The organism is Alcaligenes sp. 13f, from assembly GCF_020496585.1.
GTDB lineage: Bacteria > Pseudomonadota > Gammaproteobacteria > Burkholderiales > Burkholderiaceae_B > Alcaligenes > Alcaligenes phenolicus.
The window spans coordinates 77,986-90,682 of the sequence record NZ_JAHKKC010000005.1 but is presented as its reverse complement, the minus strand read 5'-3'; the positions used below and the strand labels follow the sequence as shown (position 1 = coordinate 90,682).

13 protein-coding genes and 1 tRNA gene are annotated in these 12,697 nt (G+C 56.0%); 5 read left to right on the top strand and 9 right to left on the bottom strand.

Features of this window, described 5'->3' with window-relative positions:
* The first annotated feature begins 3 nt into the window (after positions 1–3).
* On the top strand, positions 4–1,671 hold the full coding sequence (locus tag KOE80_RS05615; RefSeq protein WP_226348589.1) for an ABC transporter permease: 1,668 nt from the start codon (positions 4–6) through the stop codon (positions 1,669–1,671).
* 16 nt (positions 1,672–1,687) lie between these two features.
* On the top strand, positions 1,688–2,692 hold the full coding sequence (locus KOE80_RS05610) for an extracellular solute-binding protein (RefSeq protein WP_226348588.1): 1,005 nt from the start codon (positions 1,688–1,690) through the stop codon (positions 2,690–2,692).
* Positions 2,693–2,934: 242 nt separating this feature from the next.
* On the opposite strand, the gene KOE80_RS05605 is transcribed toward KOE80_RS05610, so the two are convergent.
* Positions 2,935–3,528, bottom strand: coding sequence for a phenylacetic acid degradation protein PaaY (locus tag KOE80_RS05605; protein WP_035271432.1), 594 nt, complete (start codon positions 3,526–3,528; stop codon positions 2,935–2,937).
* 113 nt (positions 3,529–3,641) lie between these two features.
* Between KOE80_RS05605 and KOE80_RS05600 the strand changes: the two genes are divergently transcribed.
* The 3 genes from KOE80_RS05600 (at position 3,642) to KOE80_RS05590 (ending at position 6,387) form a co-directional block, all read left to right on the top strand.
* The gene (locus KOE80_RS05600; RefSeq protein ID WP_226348587.1) at positions 3,642–3,899 is read left to right on the top strand and encodes a hypothetical protein; all 258 of its coding nucleotides are present in this window, start codon (positions 3,642–3,644) and stop codon (positions 3,897–3,899) included.
* 222 nt (positions 3,900–4,121) lie between these two features.
* Complete coding sequence (locus KOE80_RS05595; protein WP_226348586.1) at positions 4,122–5,192, top strand: nitrilase; 1,071 nt, start codon at positions 4,122–4,124, stop codon at positions 5,190–5,192.
* A gap of 211 nt (positions 5,193–5,403) precedes the next feature.
* Positions 5,404–6,387, top strand: a complete 984-nt coding sequence (locus tag KOE80_RS05590; RefSeq protein ID WP_137431294.1) for a helix-turn-helix domain-containing protein — start codon at positions 5,404–5,406, stop codon at positions 6,385–6,387.
* Between the two features lie 32 nt (positions 6,388–6,419).
* On the opposite strand, the gene KOE80_RS05585 is transcribed toward KOE80_RS05590, so the two are convergent.
* The 8 genes from KOE80_RS05585 to KOE80_RS05550 all read right to left on the bottom strand — a co-directional run bounded on the left by KOE80_RS05585 (position 6,420) and on the right by KOE80_RS05550 (position 12,690).
* Positions 6,420–6,779: a DUF4870 family protein gene (locus tag KOE80_RS05585; protein WP_009457799.1), complete on the bottom strand. Its 360-nt coding sequence runs from the start codon at positions 6,777–6,779 to the stop codon at positions 6,420–6,422.
* Positions 6,780–6,868: 89 nt separating this feature from the next.
* Positions 6,869–7,792: a prohibitin family protein gene (locus tag KOE80_RS05580; RefSeq protein ID WP_226348585.1), complete on the bottom strand. Its 924-nt coding sequence runs from the start codon at positions 7,790–7,792 to the stop codon at positions 6,869–6,871.
* On the bottom strand, positions 7,782–7,922 hold the full coding sequence (locus KOE80_RS05575; RefSeq protein WP_022983530.1) for a hypothetical protein: 141 nt from the start codon (positions 7,920–7,922) through the stop codon (positions 7,782–7,784). The genes KOE80_RS05580 and KOE80_RS05575 overlap by 11 nt, the downstream gene beginning before the upstream one ends.
* Positions 7,923–8,095: 173 nt before the next feature.
* Positions 8,096–8,656: a hypothetical protein gene (locus KOE80_RS05570; RefSeq protein ID WP_226348584.1), complete on the bottom strand. Its 561-nt coding sequence runs from the start codon at positions 8,654–8,656 to the stop codon at positions 8,096–8,098.
* Positions 8,657–9,073: 417 nt separating this feature from the next.
* Positions 9,074–9,166: transfer RNA gene (locus KOE80_RS05565), tRNA-Ser, on the bottom strand.
* Between the two features lie 60 nt (positions 9,167–9,226).
* Positions 9,227–10,480, bottom strand: coding sequence for an aspartate kinase (locus tag KOE80_RS05560; RefSeq protein WP_022983529.1), 1,254 nt, complete (start codon positions 10,478–10,480; stop codon positions 9,227–9,229).
* A gap of 166 nt (positions 10,481–10,646) precedes the next feature.
* Positions 10,647–11,594, bottom strand: coding sequence for a tRNA lysidine(34) synthetase TilS (gene tilS, locus KOE80_RS05555; protein ID WP_264180199.1), 948 nt, complete (start codon positions 11,592–11,594; stop codon positions 10,647–10,649).
* A gap of 130 nt (positions 11,595–11,724) precedes the next feature.
* Entirely contained in the window at positions 11,725–12,690 is a 966-nt protein-coding gene (locus tag KOE80_RS05550; RefSeq protein ID WP_022983527.1) for an acetyl-CoA carboxylase carboxyltransferase subunit alpha, read from the bottom strand.
* Positions 12,691–12,697: the final 7 nt, after the last annotated feature.

Here is a 12,697-nt window from a genome sequence, read left to right as displayed (position 1 = left end):
CCCATGGCTATTGCTGCAAGACCCCTGGCCCTTCGTTCTCCCTGGTTCCTGCCCGCCCTGGTCTGTCTGGTGGTGCTGGTGTTCTGGGTTGTATGGCCACTCGCCTCCCTGTTCTATCAAAGCGTGATCGACCCGGCAACGGGCATGCCCAGCCTGCACGGCTTTGAAACCTTCTTTAGCGACCCTCGCTATGTTGAGGCCTTCTTCAACACCATCAAGCTGGGGCTGATCTCCACGATAGGGACGCTGCTGCTGGGTGCGCCGCTGGCCTATGTGGTGGCTCGCTACGACTTCCCCGGCAAGGCCATTGTGGCCATCCTGCCCCTGACCACCATTGTGCTGCCGGACATCATCGTCTCGCAGGCCTGGCTGATGCTGCTGGGCAATAACGGAGTGGTGCGTCTGGCCCTGGAAAGCATTGGTATTGACCTGCCCAGTTTCTACGGCTGGTTTGGCATGTCCTATGTGCTGATCCTGAACGATTACACCTATGTGTATATCGGCATGCTGGCTGCGCTCAAGGCCATTGACGGCACGCTGGAAGAAGCCGCCGTGAACCTGGGTGCCAGCAATTTCAAGCGCGCGCTCAGCGTCACCTTCCCGGTGCTGATGCCTGCCTTGCTGGTCAACGCCATGATTGTGTTCACACTGGCCGTGGACAACTTCTCCATCCCCATGATTCTGGGCGGTCAGGTCGATGTGCTGTCCTCGCTGACCTACACCACCTTTCTGTCCGAGATGAGCGGTAACCCCACCATGCAAGGTGTGCTGGCCGTGGTGTCCGTCATTCTGGTCGGTGCGGTGTTGTTCATCCAGAAGCGGGTACTGGAGCGCAAGACCTTCCAGATGCAGCAAGGCCGCGCCCCGCGTCCGGTTCGTGCTCAAGGGCTGGCCGGCATCTTGCTGACCGTTGGTGCGGTGCTGTTTGTGACCTTCTCGCTGATTCCGGCCTTTATCGTGCTGATTGGTGCCTTCACCAAAGCCAGCGGCCCGGTCATGCAATACGGAACCTTCACGCTGGACAATATGGAGCGTGCCCTGCGCTACGCTCCCGAGCCCATCCTGAACTCACTGATGCTGGCCAGTGTCGCCACTATTGCAGGCACCTGCTTTGCCACGATCTGCAGTTACCTGATCGTGAAAAAGCGCCTGTTCGTGGTCACCGCGCTGGACTATATGGTGATGCTGCCTTTGGCCATTTCCGGCACCGTGCTGGGTATTGCCCTGATCCAGACCTACAACAGCGGCGTGCTGGTGCTGACCGGCACCTGGGTCATCATGGCCGGTGCGTACTTTGTGCGTAAAGTGCCCTTCTCCATTCGCTCGGCCTCGGCCTCGCTCTACAACATTCCCGACTCTATCGAAGAGGCCTCCATCAACCTGGGTGTCAGCCCCTTCCAGAGTTTCTTCAAAGTGGTTCTGCCCTTGATGAAGCCCGCCATTCTGGGTGCGGCCATCCTGATGTGGGTCACTTCGCTGGCTGAAATTTCCGCCACTATCGTGCTGTATTACGGTGGTATGGAGACCATGCCCATCCAGATGTTCCGTCAGATCGACGCCGGCTTCCTGGCCCGCGCTTCGGCCTATGGGGTGATCTTGATGGTCGTGATTCTGGTGCCGATTTATCTGGCTATCCGTTTTCTCAAGCTGGATCTGTTTTCCAGCCGCTAATCTAAAAAGGCTCACTATGCTGACTACACGTTTTCTGAAAACTGGTCTGGCACTCTCCCTCAGTGTCGGCGCCCTGTCCCTGTCCGGTGCCGCCCTGGCCGCCAATGCCGTGATGTACACGCCCAATAATGTGCAAACCATTGATACGGCGCTGGAAATTGCTCGCAAGACCGCGTCTGACCTGTCCATTCAACAAGTGACCTCCGGCGCTGGTGCCTTGATGAAGCGTATCGAAGCCGAAGCACAGAACCCGCTGGGTGACGTGGTATGGGGCACTGGCTACGGCACCATGGCCGCTTTCCAGCAGAACTTCGAAGCCTACGAATCGCCCGAGAACAAGGCCATTCCTGAAGCTTTTCATGGCAAGGACAGCCTGTGGACCAGCTCCAACGCCCACGTCATGGTCATCATGGCCAACGAACGTCAACTGAAAGGCCAGGCCGCTCCCAAAACCTGGTCCGATCTGTTCGATCCTCAGTGGAAAGGCAAGGTCATTATTGGTGACCCAGCATCATCGGGCAGCGCCTACGACCAGGTCTATGGCATCTACCAACTGTACGGTGCAGAAGGCCTGCAAAAGCTGGCGGCCAATGTGATCGTGTCCAAGAGCTCGGGCCAGGTCTACAAAAGCGTGGCTAACGGCGAGTACCCCTTGGGCGTGACCATGGAATACGCGGCCTACGCCTACGTGGCCGGTGGTCAGAAAGGCATTGAGCTGATCTACCCTGAAGACGGTACCTTCATTGCTCCTGAAGGCGTGGCCGTGATCAAGAACCCCAAGAACGGCCAGGAAGCGGCTCGCAAACTGGTCGACGTTCTGCTCTCCAAAGAAGTACAGGAAGCTGAACTGGTGGAGAACTTCCGCCGTCCTACTCGCAGCGACATCAATGTGGCCGAGCTGACCAAGTTGCCTAACCTGGATCAGATCAAAGTGGCCAACGTCGATCCTTTGAAGGCTGCTGCCGAGTACGAAACGGTCATCGAAGCCTGGAAACAGGCTTTGGCTGCAGCTGGCAAATAAGCCGGAGAAATTCAGAGCGCAATAGCAATGCGTGGTGGGCCTGCCCCACCCGCCTGCTGGTCCGCACTGAATGGACAAACCCCTTGATGCTGGATTCTCATCCGGCTCTCAAGGGGTTTTTTATTGCCTGGAATACGTGAGCAGAAACGGCTGCTGGGTGACGTATCCCCAGCACTTTCAGACCGGCTCCGAAACTGCGTTGCGCTTGGCAAGCAACAAGCCTGGAGAAAGACAGAGCTGCCTTATTTATCCACTGGATAAATCTGATCTTCACGCAGGCGTGGGCGATCGGCTTCCACTTCGGTCAAAGGCTCCACACGCTGCATGGTTGCCAGTGAACGCTGGGCCAGACGCTGGTACATACGTGTGCCGAAAAACTTGCCATCAATGGCTTTCTGATCCAGTTCTTTGACCACCGTCGCGGGAGACCCGGCCACCAGACTGCGTGGCGGCACTTGCATCCCTTTCTTCACAAAGGCCATGGCGCCAATAATGCTGTCTGCACCAATATCCGCCGCGTCCATGACGACCGCATTCATGCCCACCAGCACATTGCGGCCAATGACGCAGCCGTGCAGCACGGCACCGTGCCCGACGTGGCCATCCTCATGCACCACCGTGTCCTGATAAGGCGTGCCATGAATAACACAGGTGTCCTGAATATTGGAGCCGGCCTTCATGATGATGCGCCCGAAGTCCCCGCGCAAACTGGCCAAAGGACCGATATACACGCCCTCGCCAATAATGACGTCACCAATCAGTACAGCGGTAGGATGAACATAGGCCGTGGGGTGAACCACAGGCACCAGCCCATCAATAGAATAAATATTTTGCATACCTGCCTCGTACAAAAAGCCTGCACCCACAGCCGGCCCAAGGTCCGGCCAAAAATACGATCATAGCTGCTGCAGACCGATATAATGCGCCGTACTCTTTCTTTTTGCATCCTATGAGCATGTTGTATTACTGGCTGGCCTTTTCCCTGGGCATGGTGTTTTACGCCGCCTACTTGTCGCAGTCCTTTTTGCTGTCGCAAGGCATTATCTATATGAAGGAAAAAGATCAATCGCCGCCCCTGCTCTGGCTGTTCAGCCGCCTGATCGGCTTTATTCTGCGCACCATTCCCAGCTTGCTGATGCGCCCTATCCCCCTGATTTTGTGGGTCGTGGGCCTGGGGTTGACGGTGCAATACAGTTTCGCGCTTTAAGCCAGACGAGCCGCACTTTTCTCGTTCACTGCACGGACCATCCGGGTCAGGATTGAGGGCTTCCTGCCCCCCACGTCTGCGACTCTCAGTCAAGCCTTCTGCGCCTGTCAGTCAATTCAGCACTGCCCTCCCCTCCTAAACTGACACAAAACAGGATGGCCGGGCTCTGTAAGCAGCACGGCCTGGCGATCAAGATCGCGGATACCGCGACAAGGAGGATGTATGCAGACAAGGAAAATCGTCCGGGCAGCCGCCGTACAGGCCGCCTCTCCCAACTACGACCTGGCAGCAGGTGTTGATAAAACCATTGAACTGGCTCGACAAGCGCGTGATGAAGGCTGCGACCTGATCGTATTTGGTGAAACCTGGTTGCCAGGCTATCCCTTCCACGTCTGGCTAGGTGCGCCGGCCTGGTCACTGAAATACAGTGCTCGTTACTATGCCAACTCACTCTCGCTAGACAGTGCAGAGTTTCAGCGCATTGCCCAGGCTGCGCGAACCTTGGGCATTTTCATCGCATTGGGCTATAGCGAACGCAGCGGTGGCAGCCTGTATCTGGGCCAATGCCTGATCAATGACAAAGGCGAGATGCTATGGTCACGTCGCAAACTCAAACCCACGCATGTAGAGCGCACCGTATTTGGTGAAGGTTATGCCCGTGATCTGATTGTGTCCGACACAGAACTGGGACGCGTCGGCGCTCTATGCTGCTGGGAGCATTTGTCGCCCTTGAGCAAGTACGCGCTGTACTCCCAGCATGAAGCCATTCACATTGCTGCCTGGCCGTCGTTTTCGCTCTACAGCGAACAGGCCCACGCCCTCAGTGCCAAGGTGAACATGGCCGCCTCGCAAATCTATTCGGTGGAAGGCCAGTGCTTTACCATCGCCGCCAGCAGTGTGGTCACCCAAGAGACGCTAGACATGCTGGAAGTGGGTGAGCACAACGCCTCCCTGCTGAAAGTAGGCGGTGGCAGTTCCATGATTTTTGCACCAGACGGACGTACACTGGCTCCCTACCTGCCTCACGATGCCGAGGGCTTGATCATTGCCGATCTGGATATGGAGGAGATTGCCTTCGCCAAGGCGATCAATGACCCCGTGGGCCACTATTCCAAACCTGAAGCCACCCGTCTGGTGCTGGACTTGGGGCACCGAGAACCCATGACTCGGGTGCACTCCAAAAGCGTGACCAAGGCAGAGGCTCCCGAGCCAGGTGTGCAAAGTACGGCTACCTCAGTCGCTATCAGCCATCCACAGGACTCGGACACACTGCTAGTGCAAGAGCCGTCCTGATCCCAAGAGATGACAAGGCCCGGACAGCTTGCCCGGGCCGTGATTCCTTCTGCTCCCCGGTCCTGCATCCGCGTCGTCCTGGTCGGAAATTATCGCCCCCCGCCACTCTTTCTGGTCTGGCTCAAACCAAAGATCTTGCCTGATACTTAGTCAGTCCAGTTGATCGCAGTCCCTGCCGTCAGCCTTTGGACCCACGACGGAGAGATCATCAATGGAGCAATGGTCCACCACGGCAATTCCCGCTACCCGGCGCGCCCCCTATTGGATGGAGGCCGTCAACAAAGCTTATGTGCAGCTGGAATGCGCCGTCCCCTCCCGTTCCGCTACCCCTTTCTTCGGGGCCATTACGCGACATGAACTGGCAGAGGTCAGCCTATCTCGTATCTCCTCGACCACCCAGACCGTGCTGCGCACGCCACTGCAAATTTCCAGAGCGTCCGAGGATATTTTTCTGCTCAGTATTCAAGTGGCAGGAGCGGGACAACTAGTTCAGGATGAAAAGATCGCCAAGCTGAAACCCGGCGATCTGGCCCTGTACGACTCCACCCGCCCCTATCAACTCCTGTTTGACCAGGACTTTGAGCAGTATGTCCTGTCTTTGCCCGGCTCCATCCTGCGCAAGCGTTTGCGCAATGCCGAAGATATGACAGCCTGCAAAATAACCAGCGCCCAATCCGGCACGGCACGCCTGCTCGCCTATATGGTGAGCGAGCTGATGGCCTGCCCACCAACCGGCGGGCCTATTGTGGATCTATCACTTGCCGACAGCCTGGTCGGTATTCTGGTGGCAGCGCTGGCCGAGAATCTGGGCAGCCCGTCCTTAAAGGACGATACGGGAACCGTACGGCGCGACCGGATCAAAGCCTATGTATTGGAGAATCTGCGCGACCCCGAGCTGAATATAGGCAAGATTGCCAATCGCCTGGGCCTGACAGCCAGCACTGTGCATCGCGCCTGGGAAGGCGAGGCCGATTCACTGACAAACTGGATTTGGTCCATGCGCCTGCAAGGCGCTGAACAGGATTTGCGCCGTCTAGCCCATCACCACAAGACCATCACTGAAATTGCGTATCACTGGGGCTTCAGCAGCTCTGCCCATTTCAGCCGGGCATTTCGGCAGCGCTTTGGTGTGCCGCCTAAAGAGGCCCGCGAAAGTATGCGGGCCCAGGTCCAAACAAACACGATGCCTATCTGATCCGGCGGTCCGGCGATCCGGCGGTCCGGCGATCAGGCAATCGCCTTGCCGTCATTCAGAGCCAGCAGACCCTTGATCAGACGGTACAGAATCCACACGCTGACAATCACGATGGTCACGAAACCGACCAGAATCGCCATCAACAAGAAAGACAGCGCCACACCAAGCAATCCCCACCAGAACGTACGGATTTGCCAATCAAAGTGCGACTCCAGATAGGTGCCGCGCACTTCATCGCGCTTGATGTAGTTGATGATGATGGCGACCAGGGCGGTGATGCCGCCAAACATGGACAAGATGTACAGCGCGTAATTGATCAGAGTCAGATTACGCAGACTGACCAACTGGTTTGTACCGTCGCCTTGTGGGACCGGGTTCCTTTCCTCATTCATCCGTAACTCCTTGGAAAAATAAACGGTAGCGTTACCTATCCCGTAACGCTACCGAAGAAAACCTGTTCAGGTCAGTGACTGCCTGGAGATCAACGCAGTCCAATAAATGGCATGGCGGAACCGGGAACCAGACTTTCTGGCAACTTACCGTCCCATTTTTCCACCGCATTCAAATTGACCAGATTGGTATTCTGGGCCAATGCCTGGGCCCTGGCAGAAATGGCCTTGGCTTCGGCGTCACCACGCAGGCGAATACCGTCAGCTTCGGCCATGTAGCGTTCGCGCTGAGCGCGGGCTTCTGCTTCAGCCTGAACCACTTTGATTTCAGCCTGAATGGAAGCAGTTTCTTTTTGCTGGCGGGTGGTTTCAATTTGAACCTGAGCCAACATGCGGTTTTCAATCGATTGCTCGTAGGCTTTGGAGAACGACACTTCCTCAACCTGCACACCCATCATTTGCAATGGAGCGGACTCCAGGGTCACGCGCATGGCTTCGTTGATGTCAGCACCCAGCTTCTCGCGATTCTGAATCGACTGAGCAGCAGTGTACTTACCAAACACGTTCTTGATCACATCCAAAGCCTTACGCTCGAGCAAGCGGGCTTCCAGGGCATCGAGTGAACCGTACTCGGAATACAGCTGAGCCACATCAGTTTCAGGCACGCGGTACGTTACCGAAGCCACCATGGAGGCGGACTGCTGGTCAAAACTGTACGCCTCAAGCTGCATGCGAACCGTGCGATCACGTACCGAAATGGTACGTACCGTGTCAAAGAACGGAACCTTGAAGTCCAGGCCAGGTTCGGCCACGCGAACCAGCTTACCGTTACGCAGCACCACGCCACGTTCACCCTGGTCTACCTGCAAGAACGAGCCCATGGAGGCCACGATCAGGATCAGGAAAATAACAACCGCCGCTCCCAGGAAACCCAGTCCCTTGGAGTAGTTGGCAGTGCCACCTTCTGGCTTTGTCTTAGCAGCCAATTTAGTAAATGGATTTTTATCAGTGCTCATCACGGCTTCCTTTATGTGGCTGACGCGTCTGGTCTTTTAATTGACGACGTTCCACCATCAGTTGCCGTATGCCTTTGGCAATCAGGTAGGCCAGCACAGCGGCCCCCAACAAAATCAAGATGATACGCATGACGCTTCAGTCTTCCCACTAGATTTCAGTCAGAGCGCAATTATCCCCGATTCCTTCTGTCACGCTCAGAAAAGAAGCGTCAAAATATGACAAATGGACAGTATTGCTGGTAACAAATCTTGAACAGACGCCATTGCGACGCCCGAGAAAATGGAAAAAAGCAGATTAGTTGCTTATTCGAGAGAAGCCAGGGCAGCGTCCAATTCAGCCAGATGAGCCTGTACCGGCGGTACATCGCTACGGGTTGCAACCAGGCGCAGAATATGGTTTTTACTGATCTGGAAGGTACGCATCAACTGCTCCAGTTCAGCCGTGGAGTATTGGCGTGCGTTATCGCGCAAGGCCGCTTCCAGCGCATCCAGCTGCTCGTAAACCGAGTCCAGATCTTCGCGCTCCTGGATATAGAGACGGGTCAGCCAGATATGGCGTCCCACGCTATCCCATTGCTCCAGTCCGGCAAAGCCATACTTTTGCGTCAGACTGTTCAATTGACGGTAAATATCCGAACCGCGCTCGACCTGATCCACCTCCAGCATGGGTGGGAAACCGTCTGGCAGACCGCCATCCCAAACCGGCTCGCTACGCTCCACGGTTTGCAGCATCGGCAAGATTTCACCCAGGCTTTGCACATAACGAGTCACGACCTGGTCATCCAATGCCAGCTCAGTTGACGATGCCAAAAAAGGCAGGCCCATCAAGGCCATGCTACAGATACAGAGGACTCGTTTAATCATCGCTCGCCCTAAAAAACAAGACCACCCGTCTTGAACGACGTAAAACACATTGGTCGATTGTAAGCACGGGAATGACTGCTTTTCTTTGCCTGTGCCAAAAACGACACAGCCTTTTCAATCCTCAACAGTCTTGGACTGAAAAGCCTTGCGCTTTAACGATCCATGCTGTTTGAAACGCTGCTGCCAAGGACACTCTACCGTTTCACTTCGCCTGAGTGGGCAAAATAAAAAAGTAACAATTATTTTTTGTTCTTGTATTTGGAAAAGCGTGATGCCCGTCTTGTTGTCGCCATTACTGCCTGAACCAGGACCGGGTTTGCACAAAGCCGAGCTTGAGCGTGGGTCCGAACATTGGCGACACTATGCGTCAGACAATAAAAAAAGCCCTTGAAAACAAGGGCTTAATTTAATTCCAGCTGGCGGAGACGGAGGGATTCGAACCCTCGATACGGGTATAAGCCGTATGCTCCCTTAGCAGGGGAGTACCTTCAACCTCTCGGCCACGTCTCCAGCTCTAGGAAAGAAGTAACTATAGCATTTTTAAAAAACCAATGCAAATAGCTAAAGGGATTATTTTTCCTGATCCAGCTCGAACGTCTTGTGCAGAGCACGCACCGCCAATTCCATGTACTTGTCGGCAATAATCACCGAGGTCTTGATCTCGCTGGTGCTGATCATCTGGATGTTGATGCCCTCTTCGGACAAGGCGCGGAACATGGAGCTGGCAATACCAGCGTGGTTACGCATGCCGATACCAACGATGGACACTTTGCACACGGCTTCGTCAAACACGATTTCGCCAGCGCCCACAGCCGGGCCGACCTGGTTCATCAGCAGTTCCTTGGTACGCAGCGCGTCGTTGCGGCTGACGGTAAAGGAAAAGTCTGTGGTGCCCTGAACCGACAGGTTCTGCAAAATCATGTCGACTTCGATGTTGGCCGCTGCGATGGGGCCCAGAATGGAATAGGCCACGCCGGGGGTGTCGGGAACGGCACGCAGGGTGAACTTGGCTTCATCACGGCTGAAGGCGATGCCAGAGACAACGGCAGCTTCCATTTTTTGGTCTTCCTCGAAAGTAATCAGCGTACCCGAAGACATTTCTTCTTCGAGCGAAATCATGGGGTCGGTCATGGAGGACAAGACGCGCACAGGCACCTTGTACTTGCCAGCAAATTCCACAGACCGGATTTGAAGAACTTTGGAGCCCAAAGAGGCCATTTCCAACATTTCTTCAAAGGACAGCACTTTCATGCGACGTGCTTCGGGCACGACGCGCGGGTCGGTGGTGTAGACACCATCCACATCGGTAAAGATCAGGCATTCGCTGGCCTTCATGGCAGCGGCAACAGCCACCGCGGAAGTATCCGAGCCACCACGACCCAGGGTCGTGATATTGCCTTCATCATCCACCCCCTGGAAGCCGGTCACAACGACCACACGGCCTGCGTCCAGATCCTGGCGAATGCGGGTGTCATCAATAGAACTAATGCGGGCACGAGTGTAGGCATTGTCGGTCTTGACGGGAACTTGCCAACCGGCGTAGCTGCGGGCGGGAACGCCCTGGGCAGCCAAGGCCATGGCCAACAAAGCGCTACTGGCTTGTTCGCCCGTAGCGGCCAGCATATCCAGCTCGCGCGGATCAGGCTGAATACTCAGTTCTTTGGCCAGGCCTAGCAAACGGTTGGTTTCACCGGACATGGCCGAAGGAACCACCACAACTTGGTGCCCGGCGGCATGCCATTTGGCAACCCGACGCGCCACATTCTGGATGCGCTCGATCGAGCCCATCGACGTGCCGCCATATTTATGTACGATCAGGGACATCTTTTACTCTGCATCAAAGGGCTAAGGTCTGGGATAGACACAAAACCCAACTATTCTAACGACTTTCTGTGCCCCAAGCGCAGGCTCTACCACATACACACGCAAAAAACACATACTTTGTCGACTCAACACCATAGCCCACGCTCCTGCCACAGGCCACCCCAAACTACTTACTTGCTTGATCGGCCACCCGGCCTGCTTGCTGGTCGCCTGGACCGGCAGATTCGATCTGCACCCGGCCGCGCACACAGCGCACCAGGTTCTGTCCATGCTTCCACATCAAATTTCTGTCGTGCCCCCGGGCATGCAGCCCGCGCAGTTGCTTGAGCAGTTCTGCCAGACGCGCTTGCGTAGGCAAGCCAGCGCCCTGCTCCTGCAACCAATAACGGAGCACCAGGCTTTGCCGCGCTGGCTCCAGGCTACGCCAGGCCACCAAACTGAAACTACGTCCTGCTTCATCAGGTTCCAGTGTCAACCAGTCCTGGCTGGCCACACTATCCAATACTTCCTGTGTTTCGCGGCTTAGCTGGGCTTGACGCTGCAAACGGCTTTGCCAGCCCGGCCAGCGCGCGTCGAGCACAGGCGTGAGCAAATCGCGCACTGCGCCACGGGTGTAATCAGGATTGATATTGGTGGGATCTTGTACCGCATGCCAGCCTGTGGCTGCGGCAAACGCATCACTGGCTTGAAGAATAAGTGCCCTGGGCTGCTCCAGCCAGGGTCGCCAGTACTGCAATTGATCGCGCTGCATACGGGGTGCCATCGCCCCCAGACCGGTTGTACCCGTGCCTCGCAGCAAACGCATCAGAACCGTTTCGGCCTGATCGTCTTGATGATGGGCCAGCAGTACATGCTGCAAGCCAACAAAGCGCGCCAGTTCAGCCAGGCCCTGATAACGGGCATCACGCGCGGCAGATTCCATACCATCAGCGCTTAGACGGTGAGACTGCACCTGGACCCGCAAGCTGTGACAGGGTCGCTGCAAACGCGCAGCCAAGTCATGCACATGCGCTTGCCACTGATCGGCAATGGCTTGCAGGCCGTGATGAATATGGAAAAAATGAAGTGTGACTTTGCGGCGGCTGGCCCAAAGATGGGCATGTACCGCCAGCATTGCCGAGTCCGCACCACCACTTAAGGCGACAGCGACGCAATCGCCGCTTTTGAAACTTAGGTGATGGTTAAGCGCCTCCAGCAGCGGGGGTGAGGGGCTAAAGCCCCCCAGCTGACTGGAAGGCAATGGATCAGGCACGAACTTCCTGATAACGGCCGTAGGCCAGGAGACGTTCCATACGCTGCGCCAGCAGTTGTTCGGTGCTCAGGCCCGAGACCTGACGCAAGGCATCAGCCAGGGCACGGCCCAATTGGCGCGCCATCATGGTGGGATCGCGATGTGCGCCACCAATGGGCTCGTTGATCACGCGATCGACCAGGCCCAGTTCTTTCAGACGGGGAGCGGTAATGGCCAGGGCCTCAGCCGCTACGGGCGCCTTGTCCGCACTACGCCACAGAATCGATGCACAACCTTCGGGCGAGATCACGGCGTAGGTGGAGTATTGCAGCATGGAGACCACGTCACCCACGGCAATCGCCAACGCACCACCCGAACCGCCTTCACCAATAATGGTGGAGATGATAGGTACACGCAGTTTGGCCATGGCAAACAGGTTATGACCGATTGCCTCGGACTGGCCACGCTCTTCAGCGCCAATACCAGGGTAGGCGCCGGGAGTATCAATGAAGGTAAAGACAGGGATACCAAATTTTTCCGCCAACCTCATCAAGCGCAGGGCTTTACGATAGCCTTCGGGGCGCGGCATGCCAAAGTTGCGACGGGCGCGCTCTTTGGTATCACGACCTTTCTGGTGACCAATCACCATGCAAGGCGTACCGTTGAAACGGGCCAGACCACCCACAATTGCCAGGTCGTCCGCATACATACGATCGCCATGCAGTTCGTGAAAGTCCGAGAAGATCTGGTTTACATAGTCCAGGGTGTATGGACGTTGTGGATGGCGAGCAACCAGGGCCGTTTGCCAAGGCGTGAGCTTGGCGTAAATGTTCTTGGCCAGCGTCTGGCTTTTTTGCTGCAGACGGCTGAGTTCCTCTGAAATATCCACAGCGGAATCAGATTGCACATAGCGGAGCTCTTCGATTTTGCCTTCGAGCTCGGCCAAAGGCTGCTCAAATTCCAGGAATGTATTTCGCATGTCGGTT